Raw genomic sequence first — 18,684 nt, forward strand, 5'->3', positions numbered from 1 at the left:
TTATTTTCTACTTAGTTTTTGTTTTGTTTTAATCCACCAAATTTTAGCTTTATCTAGTAAAGACTTTTCATCATTATCATCGTCATAATACCCGTATCCATATCCGTATCCGTATCCATATCCATAACCGTACCCATATCCTCCTCCTGTGCTTTTAGTTGCTGCATTGAGAATGATAGATAGTTTCTTGAAATTTTGTACTTGATGCAAACGGTTTATACCTTTTATATAAGAACGTTGAGAATACTCAGTTCGCACAACATAAATAGGCAAATCAGCTAAACGCATAGCAATAATTCCATCGGTAACAAGACCTACTGGAGGCATATCAAATACGATTACATCATAACGTAATTTTAGTTGCTTGAGTAAATCTTTAAATTCCTCACTCATAATAAGTTCTGATGGATTAGGAGGCTGTGCTCCTGCTGTAATAAAGTCAAAGTTAGGAATTTCACTGTTATTTATAGCTTCATCAATAGAAGTTTTTCCTATTAAAAGGGTACTCATTCCTCTTGTATTTTCTACACCAAAAGCTAAATGTACTTTTGGCTTTCTGAGATCTAAATCTAAGAGTACAACTTTTGTTTGAGATAGAGCAATAATTCCACCTAAATTAACGGCAATAAATGTTTTTCCTTCTCCACTGGTTGTTGAGGTAACAGATATAATGGTATCATTAGAAATATTGCCCATAAAATCTAAGTTAGTACGTAGCGAACGGAAAGACTCACTAATTGCTGATTTTGGTTTTTTATGGATAATCAGTTGAGAATAATCCATTGGCTTATTATATTTAGGTACCATTCCTAAGATAGGGACATTAGATAATTTTTCGAGTTCAATAAGTGAATCAACTTTATTTTGTCTTATATAGGTAAGTCCAATAAGCAAAACAGACAGAGCCAACCAAACACCTAATCCATAAATATAAAAAAGCTGAGGTTCTGGATAAATTGGGCTTGTACTAGGAATTGCAGTAGCCAGACGTTGATAATTGGTAACTGTACCTGCCATAGTGATACTCGTTTCTATCAATTTTCCCAACAAAATACTATAGTTTTGTTGATAAGAATTTTGATAACGCATCATTTTTTTGAGCTCTAAATCTATTTCACTAGCTGAGGAGGGAATGGAATTTTGTAATTTATATATGTTTATAGCTATTTCACTAAGCTGTTCATAAATAATGCGTTGATTGAGTGTAATAAATTTATCAACTTCTTTTTTTAGTAATTCTATTTTTTTTTCCTTTTGTTGATAGGCTGCTGTTTGTTTTGTAATTCTATCAAGCATAAATTTTTTCTCTTTCTCTTCCTCATACACCTTCTCTAATCTAGTTTTTAAAGTAGGGTCTTTAAGGATAGTAGAGTAAGTAAGGGCTACCAAAAGTGTAGAGTCATCTTCTAATAATGTAGATATCTCTCTATAGATTTTTAGTTCATTATCTATCTCTAATCTTTTTTCTTGTAAACCTCTAATATCATTTAGGATATTTTGTATCAAACTTTGATATTCTTCAGGGTTTTGATTACTAATTCCATTTTCTTGTTTGTAGTCATCAATTCCTTTTTCAACCTTTTCTAAACTGTCTTGTACAATTCGTACTTGATCTTCTAAATAATTTATGGTTTGTCTATATACTTTATTTTTATTTTCTAGTGTTTTGTCAAAGTATATATCTACTACTGTATTTGTTATGATAGCAGCTTTATAGGGATTATTATCTGTAAATGAAACTTGTATAGTATATGCTTTGGGGTTTACTATATTTGATGTCAAAGAAGAAGCAACATAATTTATCTGAGATTCACGGCTATTTATTGTGAAAAAATAATTATCTGAAGATGATTTTAATTTATCAAACGTATTTGTTGTAGAAATAATGAGCGTAAAATATTGATTTTTGATGCGAGTATTGAACCTATATATTTTACTGAAATTATCTCCTGTTGGGGTTTGATAACTGAGGACGAATTCCTCTTCATCTATAATTTGTATGTCCAAAGGACGATTATAAAAAGCAGAATTATAAACTTCATATTCACTAACTTCAAAAGGACTATCTTGGAAACGTTCGAAGTAGTTAAACCACCAACGCCCTTTTACAAAATAACTTATATCCAAATCAAGTTTGGTTACTGCTTCTTCATATACAGAGCGAGAAAGAATAAGTTCAATTTCTCCAACCAAAAAATTGGTTACATTTTCATCGTTAGCAAAAATTCCTCTTCCTAATAGTTCAGAAGTTCCTTTCATTTCTAACTTTAAAGTAGAAGAGGAGCGATATATACGTTTTGTATATCGTAATACTACCCAAGAAGATGCTACACAAATAATAAATAAAAGGATAATATAAATTAGCTTCTTTTTGAAGACCCTAATGAGTTTAGAAACATCAAAGTCAGCTAAAAAATTATCTTCATTAGAGGATGCGTCGGCTGCTTGTGCAGGATTTATGAATGGATTTTCGTCGAAGTCGCTCATTTAATCTATTAAAATAACTTTTTATCTATATAATATTTAGAATCAGGGCATGTTCATAAAAACTTTGTCAGCAGTTTTTGGTAATCCAAAATAACTCTGACAATAGTTTAGGTACAGACGAGCTTATTTTTCCAACTATTGACAGCCTTCTAAAAGGACTGTCAAAGTTAAAGTTAAAAAAATGCTATAACTTATTTGATTAAACATATTCACAAGCTCAATTATTTTTTATGAACATGCCCTGTATTTAGAATGAAATGAAATATAATTTATTTCTAATTACCTCCAAATCTATCTTGTAATAAAAGAACAGTAAGAATAAGAGTTACTGAACTGCCTATAGCAGAAGCTACTTGAGCAAAATCAGCCAAAAATTCTGAACCTACACGACGGCGAGGTTCTACATATACTACGTCATTAGGTTGAATAATTAACTCTGCATTTTTCAAGCCTTGCCACGTACTCAAATCAATGTTTTTCATGATAGGATTGCCTGTATTGGCATTACGAATCAAACGAATTTTGTTTGCCCTAGTATTGTTATCAAAATTCCCTGCTAATGTAAGTACTTCTAATAGTGTCATGTTTTCATTGGTAAGTGTAATGACTTTATTTCCCATAGCTCCCATTACCATAACACGTTTATTGATATAACGAGTAATAATATAAGGCTCTTCATAAAATTTGCTAAATTTTTCTGCTAACAAACTATCTGCTTCATAAAGAGTAAGCCCTGCAAGCTGAGTTTTTCCAATCATAGGTAAAATAACTGTTCCTGTTTCTTGTATCAAATACCTACGTAACAAACCACCTCTGCCATTTGCACCTGTATTGCCAGTTGTAGTAGGAATACCTGATACATCTGTTTCAAATTGATTTTGATTGCGCCCAATAACCCCACCTCCATCTGTAACTTCCTCACCAAAATCTCCAGAAGGGTCAATCATAATTTCGCCATCGTTGGTAAAAACTTGAATAGTAATATAATCAAAAGGTGCAAGTCTATAATTTTGTTCTGCTTCTACTTTTACTTTATCAAAAGCATTATTATCAAAATCTTCGCCTGTACGAAAAAGAATGTTGTTCTGATAACCTGCACAAGAAAATAAGGATGATAAAAGAAGAAAAGAAAAAATAATTTTTGCTGAAAAAATAATAGTATTTCTCATTAAATAACAGTATATCTATCAATGATTAAATTGATGTAAATAAATAAATTTCAATTTTTTATTAAAAAAGGCAAAATTAATACAAGCGAATAATAAGCCATAAAATATAAATTAATTCCTAATGATAGAATTAGAATAATTTTAATCAAGGCACAAAAATACATTCTTTTTATGGACTTTTGAGGATTAATGAGTAGATATACTAGAGATATTTATAATTTATTGATTTTTAGAGAAAAATGGCTTACGTTTAATCTTTTTTTAAAATATACAAAAAAATAATCTCCTTGATTGAAATAAAAATACTGAAAATAAATTTGGTTTTTGCTAAATTAATTAGCATTTTTGTAGAGCAATTAGGATAAATTTTTGATAAATAATTAACTTTACTCAAAAAATTAGTCATCTTTGCAAAATATTTGATTCTTAATAAAAAGAAATTAATTCTCCATTACAAAATCAAATATAAAAAATTAGAAAAAAATATTTGTCTGAAAATATAGAAATTTATAATAGATATGGCTCAAGATACTTCCTCTACTGGTAATTCAACTTATAATGAAGATAGCATACGCTCACTAGATTGGCGTGAACATATTCGGTTACGTCCAGGTATGTATATTGGTAAACTCGGCGACGGTTCGGCACAAGATGATGGAATTTATGTTCTTGTAAAAGAAGTAGTCGATAACTGTATTGACGAGTTTGTGATGGGACATGGAAAGCGAATTGAAATCAAAATTGAAGATCATAGAGTTTCAGTTCGTGATTTTGGACGTGGTATTCCACTCGGAAAAGTCATTGATTGTGTCTCCAAAATTAATACAGGTGCAAAATATGATTCAGAAGCCTTCAAAAAATCAGTTGGTTTGAATGGTGTTGGTACGAAGGCTGTCAATGCACTTTCTACACATTTTAGTGTCAAATCCACACGAGAAGGAAAGTCAAAAGTGGCTGAATTTCATCAAGGAGTTTTGAAAAATGATTTACCTATTGTAGATGAAGATGCAAAAAATGGAACGTTTGTACTCTTCGAACCTGATAATTCTATTTTCAAAAATTATCGTTTTATTCCTGAATATTTGGAAGAACAAATTTGGAATTATGCCTTTCTGAATGCAGGACTGACAATAAATTATAATGGCAAAAATTTCTATTCTAACAAAGGTTTGTATGACCTTTTGATGAGAAAAGTAAATGAAGAGTCATTGCGTTATCCAATTATTCATTTGAAAGGAGAAGACATTGAAGTTGCTTTTAGTCATACCAACGATTATGGAGAAGATTATTATTCGTTTGTAAACGGACAATATACTACTCAAGGAGGAACGCATTTAGCAGCTTTTAGAGAAGCAATGGTCAAGACAATTCGTGATTTTTATGGAAAAAGTTTTGATGCTGCTGATATTCGTCAGTCAATCGCTGGTGCGATTGCAATAAAAGTCCAAGAACCTGTTTTTGAATCTCAAACCAAGACAAAATTAGGCTCTCAAAATATTTCTCCAGATTCAAACTCACCTAGTGTACGTCATTTCATTAATGACTTTCTTAGAAAAGAACTAGATAATTATTTACATAAAAATCCAACGGTTGCTGATGCTATTTTAAAGCGAATCTTGCAATCAGAAAGAGAGCGTAAAGAAATTTCGGGCATCAAAAAAATTGCCAACGAAAGAGCAAAAAAAGCAAGTGTTCACAATAAAAAACTGCGTGATTGTCGTGTTCATTTTGATGACAACAAAGGCGATGAGGAAATAAAAAGACAGACAACTATTTTTATTACAGAGGGAGATTCGGCAAGTGGAAGTCTTACCAAAGCTAGAAATGTACAGACACAAGCTGTTTTTTCACTTCGTGGAAAGCCTCTCAACTGTTTTAGTCAGACGAAGAAAGTAGTTTATGAAAATGAAGAATTTAATCTTCTTTTTCACGCCTTAAATATTGAAGATGGATTAGACGGACTTCGTTTTAATAGAATTGTTTTGGCGACAGATGCTGATATTGATGGAATGCACATTCGTCTTTTGATGATGACTTTCTTTTTGCACTTCTTTCCTGATTTGGTCAAAAAAGGACATTTACATATTTTGGAAACGCCATTATTTAGAGTTCGAAATAAAAAAGAAACTATCTATTGCTATTCAGAAGAAGAAAAACAAACAGCAACAAATAAGTTAGGCAAACAAGCCGAAATTACACGATTCAAAGGTTTGGGAGAGATTTCTCCTGATGAATTTGGACAGTTTATAGATGAAAACATGAAACTTCAACCTGTTATTTTGAATAAATCGACTTCTATTTCTGACCTTTTGACTTATTATATGGGCAAAAATACTCGTGAACGTCAAGAGTTTATTATCGATAACTTGAAAGTAGAAAAAGATGCAGTTGAAGATGAAGAGGGAAATAAAATTGAAGTTACTGTTCAAGGTGATTTAGAAACTGTTTAAATTTTCTGTAATTCATAATATCAAACCCTAAGTGACTTCGAAGACCCTTAGGGTTTTTTGATGCAAACTTTTTGATAAAACTAAAATTCATTTTATCTTTAATCCTTCAATAATTTCAAAAACACACATATTTCAAAAAACATGTACACAAACTACGAAGTCAAAAACCGAATTGCTTTTATTACGCTCAATCGTCCAGAAAAAAGAAATGCCTTTAGTGATGAATTAGTAGAAGAACTAAAAACTAACTTTTCGAAAGCAGAAAATGATAAAAACGTAAAAGTTGTAGTTTTGAAGGCAAATGGTGATGTTTTTTGTGCAGGTGCAGATTTGGGATATTTACAGACACTCCAAACAAATTCTTATCAAGAAAATTTAGGAGATTCTTCTTCTTTGAAAGATTTGTATGAGCAGATTTATATGCTTTCAAAACCTACTGTTGCACAGGTGCAAGGTCATGCGCTGGCTGGTGGTTGTGGTTTAGTGTCAGTTTGTGATTTTGTTTTTTCTGTTCCGAAGGCAAAATATGGATATACAGAAGTAAAAATTGGTTTTGTTCCTGCGATTGTGATGTATTTTCTGATTCGTAAAATTGGGGAAGCTCGTGCAAGACATTTACTTATTTCTGGAAATCTTATTAAAGCTGAAAAAGCCGAGCAGTATGGTATTGTTACCGAAATTGTAGAAGCTGAAAACTTAGAACAAACCGTTTTAGATTTTTGTCAGAATATCTGTGATACAAATTCTGGAGAAGCAATGAAATTAACAAAACAAGCTATTTTGGATGTGCAAGAAAAGACAATTCCAGATGCCCTTCGTTATGCTGCCGAACTCAATGCTAAAGCAAGAATGACCGAAGATTGTAAAAAAGGAATTGGAGCATTTTTGAATAAAGAGAAAGTTAGTTGGTAACTAAATTTAGGGTTTAGGTAAAATATAAATTTGTTGTTAATGATAAGTTTTAATTTTGAGTTTCTGAATTAAATCATTATTTTTCTATAAATTTTAATTTACTACTATAAAACTACCTTTATTATGACTATCCTTGATAATAAATTTGCAAAAGTGACTTATCATGAAGATGGAAACTACATCTTATTTGAATACAAAAAATTTGGTACATCAGAAGCTTTTAGAGAAGCATGGAATAAAGCAGCTGAGGTAGCTGAAAAATACCAAGTAAATAAATGGGTTTCTGACTCTCGCAAAATGGCTGTTATTAGTCCAGAAGATCAACAATGGTTTTCGGAAGATTGGTCGCCAAGAGTTCGTAATCTTGTCTCTAAGGATACTTATACAGCAATTGTGTTAGATAAAGGAGTATTTACTGAGATATCAGCTAAATCTATTTCCCAAAACATTGTAGGGCAAAATTCTACAAACTCTATTGCTGTTACTTTTGAGTATTTTAAAGATATAGACGCTGCACAAGATTGGTTGAAGAATATAGAGTATCAATTAGAACCATTAGCAAGGTAGTTTCCATTAAATAAAATTACTTATTCATAAAAATATCCTTCACTAATTTATTTTAGTGAAGGATATTTTATTTGTTATTATTCGAAGTAGGGATATACTTTTTCTTCCATAAACTCATCTAAACGTTCTCTTTTATGTTTGAAAATTGTTTTTTCTACTTGTTTTTCATAATCCTCTCTGACTGAAATTTTATAAGAGGACGTATTTTCTCCAAGTTTAGGTAACCAAACTGAATGTAAAGTAAAGAAATAAATAAGAGAAGGGTGATCAAGAACACAAACAGCTCCCTTTTGTAAATCAGCAGCATCAAAAATCCATATTTCACGTTCATAATTTGTGTCTGGTTTTACTTCTTGTCCATTTATCATTGTACAAAGAATATACCCATCAGTAGAAAGGTCTATATTTGATACATCTTCATTAGGTTCTCTTTTTCTTGGAATAAATTGAAGGGAACGTAACTCACAATTTCTAGGAAACTCATAAAAATCTACTAACTCCATTTTTTCTGTATCTAGGCGAGTAAGTGTTAGAGGAATCTCTTGTTCAGTATATTTTTTTAAATCATCTAAAGAAACAACTCTATTTTGATAATCTTTATATAAATTATAAATAAAACGAGTAAGCCTCCTATTTTCTAGTCCCGAACACTGCCAGTAAATGTTTTTTATAGAATCATTTGTTTCTGTATCGGAGATTATATCTCTATACGTATGCAGACCTACTCCCCAAGTATGTACACCTGTTTTTTCTCCTGCTACATTATTTCCTAACTTATAAATTATTTTTTCTTCTACAAATTTCTCTTGCTTTACATCAATAACTAATTTTCCCATTCTTGAAACATCCATTTCTCCAACTGCTAAAATACCTGCTGTTCCTTTATCAATGGGACGGTCTTTTGGAGAATCTACAATTTTATCATAATAACGAACCCATTCTGCCAAACAAGCTGCTGCGTTATTGGCTGTAAAAAGTGTTATTTGTCCGTTTGGATTAGGATATTGAGGTGAAAAGTGTATCGTTTCTATCGGAATCTGAACTGTTTTTACTTTTACTTTACTTGCTCCTTCTTTCAAATCTGCTCTTTTTACTATATACATATTTGTATAAGGAAGTTGTTCGCCTGCTGTCAGAAAACGAATAACTTTATCTATTTCTGGTTCGTTTGGAAAAGGATTATTAAGGAGAATATCCAATGCAATTTTGAAAGAAGCATCAATTAAAATAATATAATCTTTGCTCAATCCCGTTTGGTGCATACATTGAATAATATTAATAGGAGTTCCATCTTCGTTTATGAGTTCCCATTTTTGCAGTTCTTGTGAGCCATTCCATTTCAATAAAAAAACGGCTGCTTCTGTTTGTGTTTCTTTCTTAATGAGTTTCTGAATCTGTTCTTTTATCCAAAAAAGAATATTCTGAAAAATAGTGCTTTTTCCTTTTTCATCCACTTCTGGTCTAGAATAAAAATGCTGTAAGTGTTCAATTGCCTCTTTTCTATCCATTCCTTCACATTCTTTTATGGTTTGATGAAGTTCCTCTTTCACAATATCTTCTTTTTTAGTAAGTAGTTCTACTAATCGAAGTGAAGAAGTTATATTTTTAGAATCTTTGATAAAATTAACCATAAAAAGCTCTTGTGTTTTGGCACCAAAACTTGGGTGTGCTGTACTTTGATAAAGTGGAAAAACCCAGTGTATAAAAGGAGGTGTTGCAGGTTTCCATTCTTTATTTGTTCCAATTGGAGTAATGACTTCCAATGTATTGACATCAATTTCAAAAGGTCTTCCTAAATCTGATGTAGCAACTATCCTAGAATTTGTATCGTCTTTCATACGAAAAGGAATCAAAGCTGTACTAAGCATATCTCTTGCACCAAGAGCAAACGAGAGGCGAGAGATACCCATATTTCGAAAGCCAAAAATCTTGTGTATATCTTCTCCTTGTTTGGTCGCCAAATCTGCATAATAAGAAGGCGTTTTCAAGATGCGAGATTTGAGTTTTACTTTACCTATTTCATCAAAATCAAATCTAAAAACCATGCTATCTCCATTCATTACAGGACTACTATATTCTTGGTTTGCTTTTCCTTCATCTGTTGTTTTTGGATAAGGAAGTCCATTAGAATTAACAGAACCCACAGAAGAATTGACAAATACATGACCATATATATCAGTAGGAATTTGTCCTTTTTTTACTAAAAGTTCGATATCTAATTCTTCTCGACTGGCAGAAACTAAAGGTTGCATAAATTATAAGTAATTTGAATAAATGATTTTTGATAATATAATTTCTAAACTACAAATAAAATATAGAATTTGAAATACTATTGAATAAAAAAAGGATTTTGATAAAATATATCAAAATCCTTTTTTTATTATAAAAAGAAAAATATAATTATCTCACAAACAAAAGCTCACGATACTTAGGCATTTGCCACATTTCGTCATCAACAAATTGTTCTAGCTTATCAGTCTCGTAACGAATCTTATCAAAATAAGGCTTGATTTTATTGCAATAAGCCTCTGCTCCTTCTGTTGGCTCTAGTAGGTTTGCTTTTTTGCGTTCGTTTATCATTTCTTTGACAAGTTTAGTTGCCTTATTTATATGTTTGGCAATTCTACGAGCTGTGTCGGTTATCATTTCTAAGTCATCATCTAATCCAATTTTTTGCATCTTGTGGATAGTTTCAGTCAATTCTCCTAGATATTTCATAGCCGAAGGAATGACATGATTTATTGTCAAATCACCTATTAAACGAGATTCAATCTGAACTTGATGTAAATAATTTTCTAAATGAATTTCTTGACGTGCGTCAATTTCTTGTTCTGTAAGAATTTTATTATCTGTAAATAACTTTCTTCCTTTTTTAGTAATATTTGCAGTAAGAGCTTCTGGAGTAGTACGAAGATTTGAAAGACCACGCTTTTTGGCTTCTTTTTCCCATTCTTCACTATAATTATTTCCTTCAAAACGAACAGCTTTGGATTCTTTAATATAACGACGAAGAACATTAACAATGGCTAATTCTCTTTTCTCGCCATCTTTTTCTAATTTCTCTACTTCTGCATGAAACTTTGTAAGTTGGTCAGCAACTGCCGTATTCAAAACCATCATTGGAAGCGAACAGTTGGCAGTAGAACCAACAGCACGGAATTCAAATTTATTTCCTGTAAAGGCAAAAGGCGAAGTACGGTTTCTGTCTGTATTGTCTAACAAAATTGGTGGAATTTTATCAATTCCTAACTTGATATACATATTGTCTCCTTTACCAACCTCTACTTTTGCATTTTCTTCCAATTCATTCAAAACTTTATCAAGTTGTGAACCTACAAAAACAGAAATAATTGCTGGTGGAGCTTCATTTGCACCCAAACGATAATCATTCGAATCTGATGCAATACTAGCACGAAGCAAATCGGCATGTTCGTGAACAGCTTTAATTGTATTTACAAAAAAGGCTAAAAACTGTAAATTTTCTTTTGGTTTATTAGAAGGAGCTAATAAATTTTTTCCTGTATCTGTGCTTAATGCCCAGTTGTTGTGCTTTCCACTTCCGTTTACACCTTGAAATGGTTTTTCGTGGAAAAGAACTTTTAGGTTATGACGTTCTGCAACTCTACTCATTACATCCATCAAAACCATATTGTGGTCAACAGCTACGTTTACTTCTTCAAATTGAGGCGCACATTCAAACTGTGCAGGTGCAACTTCATTATGACGAGTAGTAATCGGAATTCCTAATTTCAATGATTCAATTTCGAAGTCCTGCATAAATGCTTTTACTCTTGAAGGAATCGAACCAAAATAATGGTCGTCTAATTGCTGACCACGAGCTGGTGCATGACTCAAAACAGTACGACCACCCAAAACCAAATCATGACGAGCATAAAATAGAGCTTTATCAATTACAAAAAATTCTTGCTCAACACCTAAAGTAATCGTAACTTTATTTACATTTCTATCAAAAAGACGACAAACATCTGTTGCAGCACGATTTAATAAATCTATTGAGCGAATCAAAGGTGTTTTGTGGTCTAGTGCCTCGCCTGTGTAAGAAACAAAAAGTGACGGAATACAAAGCGTTTTGCCTCCTCCACTCTCTACAATAAAAGCAGGAGAAGAAGGATCCCAAGCTGTATAACCACGAGCTTCGAAAGTTACACGAAGTCCACCACTAGGAAAAGAAGAAGCATCTGGTTCTTGCTGAACGAGTGTTGAGCCTTTAAATTCTTCCAAAGGAGTTCCTTCTGCATTTGGGCGAAAAAATGAATCATGTTTTTCTGCACTCGTACCACGCAATGGCTGAAACCAGTGTGTATAATGCGTAACACCATTTTCGATGGCCCATGCTTTCATTCCAGAAGCCACAGCATCAGCAAGACGAGTGTCTATTTTCTGACTTTTTTCGACGGCTATTTTTAGGTTTTTGTAGGTTGTAGAAGACAAATAGCGTTGCATTGCTTTGTCATTGAAAACATTTACTCCAAAATAATCAGAAATACGATTAGAAGGTGGAGTTACGTTTACTTCTGGGCGATTTTTGGCATCTTTTAATGCTTCAAAACGAATATGTGACATAAATAGAAATTTTGAGAGAATAAGGTGTTAAATAAAACTTTGATAGAATTGATTTTTGATGTCAATTCTGAAAATAAAATTGATTTTTTGAAAAAATGACCTTTAAATATAAGGCAAATATAAATAAATTTTATCAATTTATAATTGAGTGCCTCAAATAACAACCTATTTTTATAATTATTGTTTTTGGTTTAATGAATGTTTTATTTTTATTAATTTCTATTTTGAGGTTTAATAGAGAGTTTTTTATAAATTTAGAAAAAAGAATAAGTTATAAATTCACTAATTTTAAAAACGTAATGCCCCAAAACTTAAACACAAGTAAATTTTCCTCTTTTATTGGATTCCTTTTATTAATTGGAATTATTGGCTTTACTATTTTTATAAATTTTTTTGATGAAGAACAAATAAAAAACATAACACAAGTAGAAGAAGAAAAAATATATTTTGAACCTTTTGATAGTACAGATTTGGTTAATTTTTGGAAATTGGAAAAGCTACAAACAAAAACAGCTACTCATCAAGCACTAAAAAAAACATATATATTTATTGACAAAAACTTTGGGATTGTAAATTATAATCCATCAAAAGATATTTTTTATGATGAAATACCTGATTCTGTAAAACAATATTTTAAGAAATCATATACTAATAATTCGGATAAAGAATTTATTATCAATTATGGAACATTAGAATTTAATAATTCTTACGATTCAGATAATACAATTACATTTGAAGAGGTTGAAATAAAAAAACTGAATAAGACTTCGGCTGATTCAGCTAAACTATTGGAAATAGGAAGTCTATTTTTAGAGTATCAAATTAACTCTATTGTAACAAGTCCAGAATATGGCGATTTTACGTCTATCTATTTAAAGGACAGAAGACAACTATTTTTAATAAAAGAAGGCACAGAAGTAAAAGGCGATTTTTATCAAAAATTGTTGGAAAAAGCAGAATATCTCAATGACAGTACTAGAATAGTTGTGCCTTCTAAGAAATTACATTTCTTGAGATGATATTATTATGCCCTCATTTTTGTTATAAAAAGAAGTCGTTTAAATGAATAAAGCGACATAAATCTCAAAAGTAAATGATGAAAAAAGGTAGTTTTGACTATTTCATAGAGTTATTCCAAAATAGAGAAATAACCTAGTCTTTATTTTTGCTAATTTTAAAATTTGTAACATTAAAAAATGCTCTGTTTGGTTTGCATAAATTATTCATATTTTTTTCGTATTTTTGCTTACTTAATTAGCAAACTATTTTCATTTTTTCCTACGACAAGAATAAGAAAAGACTATGGATCAGGCTCTTTTAGATGCTCAACATATCGTTCAAATCGCTGCCGAATTGGGTGTGCGAGTCAAACAAGTAGAAGCAACTGCACAACTTTTAGATGAAGGGGCAACCGTTCCTTTTATTTCTCGCTATCGAAAAGAAGTTACGGGTACACTAGATGAGGTACAAGTGGCAAGTGTTCGTGATAGACTCTTACAACTTCGTGAACTGGATAAAAGACGTGAGGCAATCTTAAAATCAATTAGTGAGCAAGAAAAACTCACTCCTGAATTAGAAGAAAAAATAAATGCTGTACAGACACTTTCTGCTTTAGAAGATTTGTATTTGCCTTATAAACCAAAACGAAAAACTCGTGCTTCGATGGCAAAAGAAAAAGGCTTAGAACCTTTAGCTTTGCAGATTTTGGAACAAGGAAGGTTGGATTTAGAAAAAACAGCTAAACAATTTATTGATGAAGAAAAAGGAGTAAAAACACTTGAAGAAGCATTAGCAGGAGCAAGAGATATTATTGCCGAACATATCAACGAACACGCAGAAACTCGTGCAAAAATGCGTAACGTTTTTGAAAAAGAAGGTAGGATTTCAGCTAGGGTAATTACAGGAAAAGAAAAAGAAGGCGAAAAATATAGAGATTATTTTGAATGGGAAGAGCCATTGATTGAAGCTCCTTCACATCGTGTTTTGGCTTTACGTAGAGCAGAAAAAGAAGGTATCTTACTTTTAGATTTGCAGCCAAATGAAGAACGAGCAATTACTTTATTGGAAGATAATTTTGTTCATAGCAACACAAAATCTTCCGAACAAGTGCAAATAGCTGTAAAAGATGCCTACAAAAGACTTCTAAAACCATCAATGGAAACAGAAATTCGTATGCTTTCCAAACAGAGAGCCGACGAAGAAGCAATTACTATTTTTGCAGAAAACCTTAGACAACTTTTGCTTTCTGCACCTCTAGGACAAAAAAATACACTTGCCTTAGACCCTGGCTTTAGAACAGGTTGTAAATTGGTGGTATTGGACAAACAAGGAAAATTAGTCTATAATGATACAATTTATCCAAATGAACCTCAAAAAGATACCCTAAAAGCAGGAAATATAATTTTAGCTTTAGCAGAAAAATATAATATTGAAGCTATTGCAATCGGAAACGGAACAGCAAGTAGAGAAACGGAGCGTTTCATTAAAGCAATTCCAAGTTTGCCAAAGTCTATTCAGATTGTTGTGGTAAGTGAAAGTGGTGCATCAATTTATTCAGCTTCTGATGTAGCTCGTGAAGAATTTGCAGACTATGATTTGACTGTTCGTGGGGCAGTTTCGATTGGTCGTCGTTTAATGGATCCATTGGCAGAACTCGTAAAACTTGATCCAAAATCTATTGGTGTAGGTCAGTATCAGCACGATGTCGATCAAAAACAACTCAAAAATAGCCTTGATGATACAGTTATGAGCTGTGTAAATGCTGTTGGTGTAGAAGTAAATACGGCGAGTAAAGAATTATTGAGTTATGTTTCTGGTTTGGGTGCTTCTCTTGCCAAAAATATCGTAACATTTAGAAATGAAAATGGAGCGTTTAAAAGTAGAGCGCAACTCAAAAAAGTACCTCGTTTGGGAGATAAAGCCTTCGAACAAGCAGCAGGTTTTCTTCGTATTCGTGATGCCAAAAATTTGTTAGATGCAAGTGCTGTTCATCCAGAAAGTTATCCGATTGTAGAGAAAATGGCAAAAGACTTGAATACAACAGTCGAAGAGCTTATCAAAAATGAAGAACTTCGCAAACAAATCAATCTGAAAAATTATGTTACCGATACAGTAGGACTTCCAACACTTGAAGATATTGTTTCTGAACTTGCCAAACCAGGACGTGACCCTCGTGAGCAGTTTGAAGCCTTTTCGTTTGTAGAAGGAGTTGAAAAAATGGAAGATTTGAAAGTAGGAATGAAACTTTCAGGTATCGTAACAAATATTACAGATTTTGGTGCTTTTATCGATGTAGGAGTTCATCAAGACGGATTGGCTCATATTAGTCAGCTTTCAGATAAATTTATCAAACACCCAACAGAAGCTGTAAAAGTTCATCAGAAAGTAGAAGTAACAGTTATGGATGTAGATTTGGGTAGAAAAAGAATTGCTTTAAGTCTAAAATCTGAACCTTTTGGAGCAAGTTCAGAAGGAAAAAAAGGAGGAGAAGCACATTTGTCTAGCTCTAGACCACAAATAGCAGCAAGAAAACCAACTACGAAAGTAGAAAAAGAAACGATTTCAGAAATGGGCAAGGAACGTAAAAATGATTCTAAATTTGCTAGAGGAAGTTCACTAGAAGAAAACCCAAAAGAAGGTAAAGTCAGAAAGTCATCCTACAAAAAAGCTGATTCTTTTAAGAAAAGACAAGAAAAATCAAAAGAAGAAGAAGCTGAAACAGGAGGAACAATGGCTGATAAATTGGCTGCCCTCAAAAATAAATTTGGTAAGTAAACTGTAGCTTACGCTTTAGCGTGAGATGAGAGTGTATTTATTATAAAATTCCTACAACTCCTTATTCATTTTATTTGAGTAAGGAGTTTTTTGTTTTTGCTATTGTCCCTACTTTTTTATAGGACACGGATTTTACGAATTATATAGATTAACACAGATTTTTTTAATAATATTTTAATAAAAAGCAGAAAGGTTTGTTTTATATTATGCTATTTTTTATTTGAATAAGTCATTTTAAGATGCAATTATTTGTGTTTTGCATTCTGTGTCCTCTGTAACTCTGTGTTTAATAAAAGTAGGGTACAGTATATTTTTACAAAAAGTCATCTAATCAAATCGCATGACCATAACCGTATAATCATCTCTCAAATCATCGCCTTCAATAAATTGATAAATATCATCGATAACTAACTCAGCTATTTGTGCGACGTTGCAATGTGCATTTTCTTCCAAAAAGTTTTTGATTCTGTCATACCCATATTCTTCTTTCGAAACAGGATGACGAGCTTCATTTATTCCATCTGTATAAAGGAAAAAAGTATCTCCTTCTTCATAATCAAAAATAGAAACCTGTGTATGTTTTCCATACGTTCCATTTCGGATAATACCCAAACCAATTCCTTTTTCTTCCAAAAAATCTGCCTTTTCTTCCCTAGCATTGTAATATAAAGTCGGACAATGACCTGCACGAGAAGAATAAATTTTTCTTTTTTCGGTATCAATAATCAAATAGGTAGCCGTAATAAAAAGACGAGGTTCTAAACACGAACTAAGTGCATTATTGGCATATTCCATAAATAAATCTGGACTCAAATCTAAGCGTACCAAACTATGAAAAATACCTTTCATTTGTGCCATATAAAAGGCTGCAGAAGTTCCATTCCCAGCTACATCAGCAATAATAACGGCAAAACGATGAGGTGCAACTTGAAAATAATCATAATAATCTCCACCCACTTCATCAGCAGAACCTGCTTTTACACAGATTTCAAATTGATTATCTACATCAATAACATTCGGTAAAAGGCTTTCTTGTACTCTGTGAGCAATTTTTAGTTCGTTTTGATAACGCTGCGTTTCTACTGCTGTTGTGATTAATCTAAAATTATAAATTGCCAAACTTGCCTGTGTTACAAATGAAGTCAGTGTCGTCATTACTACATTATCAAAGGCATTATCGACTTCTTTTAATAGAACAAGCGAACCCAAATAACTTTTATTAGCAATCAAAGGCAACGATAAAATAGATTGATAAGGTTGTTCTTCGTAATCTGTTTCAAAAAGTTGCATGGCTGAATATTTGCGTGGTTTGCTTCTATCCAATCCCTTTTCATAAATTACTTTTTTGAGTTTGACAGCTTCTGTATTCGAAATATCTTTTGTGATAAAGTCTCGCTGTGTGTTCCAAATTTCTAGCCACGCAGCATCAGCATGAAGCGTTTGAATAGCACTTTCTAATAAAACTTTATAGACTTCTTTTTCATTATCTCCACTCAAAAGAGATTCAGAAAGTTTCTGAAAACTAGCTAACTCTCCAATTTTTTTCTCAAAAACAGAAGATGTAGGAAGATTAAAAAGCAAAAGTAATGCACTTGAAACAGAATAAATTCCAGTAAAGACAAATGTAGCTACAAAAAAAACAGAGTTTTGTAAATCAATGACCAAATTTGTAATTGCTTGTACCTCTGTATTTTGACCTGCCATATTATTATACCACAAAAATTCAAATAGAAAATAAACTTGAACGCCCAAAGTAATCAATAAAAGAAGGATAGAACGAATCTTTTGATTGAAATTTAAGTAAGCAATCCAACGAATATTTATGGATAAGACAAAACTCATCAAGACCAAAAACAAAAGAATTATTTGCGAATAAGGGGTAAAAAAATCAAACCCAAAAAAATGAAAAAATAGGGTAACGAAAAGCGTATATTCAAACGTTTTCATTAAAGTTAGCATAAACTTATTTGCTTGATAGGTTATCAAATGTTTCCATTTGTGATATGCTGTCAGTAAAAAACCTACAAAGAGTCCAAAATCTACGTGATAGATAAAATTATAAAGCATCGTATGCTCTAAAAGATAATTTGATGCAACATTAATAAAAATGTTCAGCATCAAGGAAAGTGCAACCGAAACAATACTTGAACCAAATGCTTTCCATAGAAAACCATAAAAATCTTCATTATCATCTTTCTGAACATCAATCCTGCGAATAGTAAAAAATGTACACAGAAGAAACGTATTAAATAAAAGACCTTTAATCCAAATAGGCAAGTTTTGCTGAATTTCTTGATAGCCTTGCACCAACAAATACTGCTCTATCATGCCATAAGCAGTCAAGAGAACCCACGAAAGCATCGTCAGGAACAGTAATATTGTTTTATAGCCTTTTTTAGGCAGAGCAAGGTTCATATAACTAACAGGAAGAAAAGGTTTTATATAATAGCTTTCAATTTCTCTAATTTAATCAATTTAAGGATGAAAATTAATAACATAAAATGAAATTATACCATAATTAGAATACAATTAGAAATTGTTGCAAGCTACAAAAAACTATTGCCAAAAAATACTCTATTTTCATAAAAATAAACTTTATGTAATTTTTGGCATAGCTAATCATAGAAAAGTAAATGCGTATTTTTTTGCCTAAAAATAGAGTATATAGTTTAAAATTTAGTCTAATAATAGCCATTTTTAGCTTGCAAGCATAAACAAATTTAAAAATAATAATAAATCTG

General features: G+C 31.8%; 10 protein-coding genes. 5 read left to right on the forward strand and 5 right to left on the reverse strand.

Features of this window, described 5'->3' with window-relative positions; translation table 11 throughout:
- Both ACE193_RS18965 and ACE193_RS18970 read right to left on the reverse strand, forming a co-directional pair.
- A complete protein-coding gene (locus ACE193_RS18965) occupies nucleotides 1-2,487 on the reverse strand; it encodes a polysaccharide biosynthesis tyrosine autokinase (protein WP_375559791.1) in 2,487 nt (828 codons plus the stop codon).
- Nucleotides 2,488-2,762: 275 nt separating this feature from the next.
- A complete protein-coding gene (locus ACE193_RS18970; protein WP_375559792.1) occupies nucleotides 2,763-3,656 on the reverse strand; it encodes a polysaccharide biosynthesis/export family protein in 894 nt (297 codons plus the stop codon).
- A gap of 518 nt (nucleotides 3,657-4,174) precedes the next feature.
- Here ACE193_RS18970 and ACE193_RS18975 point away from each other — a divergent pair.
- From ACE193_RS18975 to ACE193_RS18985, 3 genes are all read left to right on the forward strand, one after another.
- Nucleotides 4,175-6,106, forward strand: coding sequence for a DNA topoisomerase IV subunit B (locus ACE193_RS18975; protein ID WP_375559793.1), 1,932 nt, complete (start codon nucleotides 4,175-4,177; stop codon nucleotides 6,104-6,106).
- Nucleotides 6,107-6,247: 141 nt separating this feature from the next.
- Nucleotides 6,248-7,018, forward strand: a complete 771-nt coding sequence (locus ACE193_RS18980) for an enoyl-CoA hydratase/isomerase family protein (RefSeq protein WP_375559794.1) — start codon at nucleotides 6,248-6,250, stop codon at nucleotides 7,016-7,018.
- A gap of 123 nt (nucleotides 7,019-7,141) precedes the next feature.
- Nucleotides 7,142-7,585, forward strand: coding sequence for a hypothetical protein (locus ACE193_RS18985; protein WP_375559795.1), 444 nt, complete (start codon nucleotides 7,142-7,144; stop codon nucleotides 7,583-7,585).
- Nucleotides 7,586-7,662: 77 nt separating this feature from the next.
- Here ACE193_RS18985 and ACE193_RS18990 read toward each other — a convergent pair whose 3' ends face one another.
- Entirely contained in the window at nucleotides 7,663-9,837 is a 2,175-nt protein-coding gene (locus tag ACE193_RS18990) for a carotenoid oxygenase family protein (protein ID WP_375559796.1), read from the reverse strand.
- A gap of 148 nt (nucleotides 9,838-9,985) precedes the next feature.
- Nucleotides 9,986-12,169 (reverse strand): glutamine synthetase III, encoded by a 2,184-nt coding sequence (locus tag ACE193_RS18995; RefSeq protein WP_375559797.1) that lies wholly within the window; start codon nucleotides 12,167-12,169, stop codon nucleotides 9,986-9,988.
- Nucleotides 12,170-12,468: 299 nt separating this feature from the next.
- Between ACE193_RS18995 and ACE193_RS19000 the strand changes: the two genes are divergently transcribed.
- The gene (locus tag ACE193_RS19000) at nucleotides 12,469-13,188 is read left to right on the forward strand and encodes a hypothetical protein (protein WP_375559798.1); all 720 of its coding nucleotides are present in this window, start codon (nucleotides 12,469-12,471) and stop codon (nucleotides 13,186-13,188) included.
- A 283-nt stretch (nucleotides 13,189-13,471) separates the two neighbouring features.
- Complete coding sequence (locus tag ACE193_RS19005) at nucleotides 13,472-15,943, forward strand: Tex-like N-terminal domain-containing protein (protein ID WP_375559799.1); 2,472 nt, start codon at nucleotides 13,472-13,474, stop codon at nucleotides 15,941-15,943.
- A gap of 327 nt (nucleotides 15,944-16,270) precedes the next feature.
- Here the strand turns inward: ACE193_RS19005 and ACE193_RS19010 are convergent, their stop codons facing one another.
- Nucleotides 16,271-18,358: a GAF domain-containing SpoIIE family protein phosphatase gene (locus ACE193_RS19010; RefSeq protein WP_375559800.1), complete on the reverse strand. Its 2,088-nt coding sequence runs from the start codon at nucleotides 18,356-18,358 to the stop codon at nucleotides 16,271-16,273.
- Between the last annotated feature and the right edge of the window lie 326 nt (nucleotides 18,359-18,684).

Origin of the sequence: Bernardetia aquimarina, assembly GCF_042180575.1 — a bacterium.
In the GTDB taxonomy this organism is placed as follows: domain Bacteria; phylum Bacteroidota; class Bacteroidia; order Cytophagales; family Bernardetiaceae; genus Bernardetia.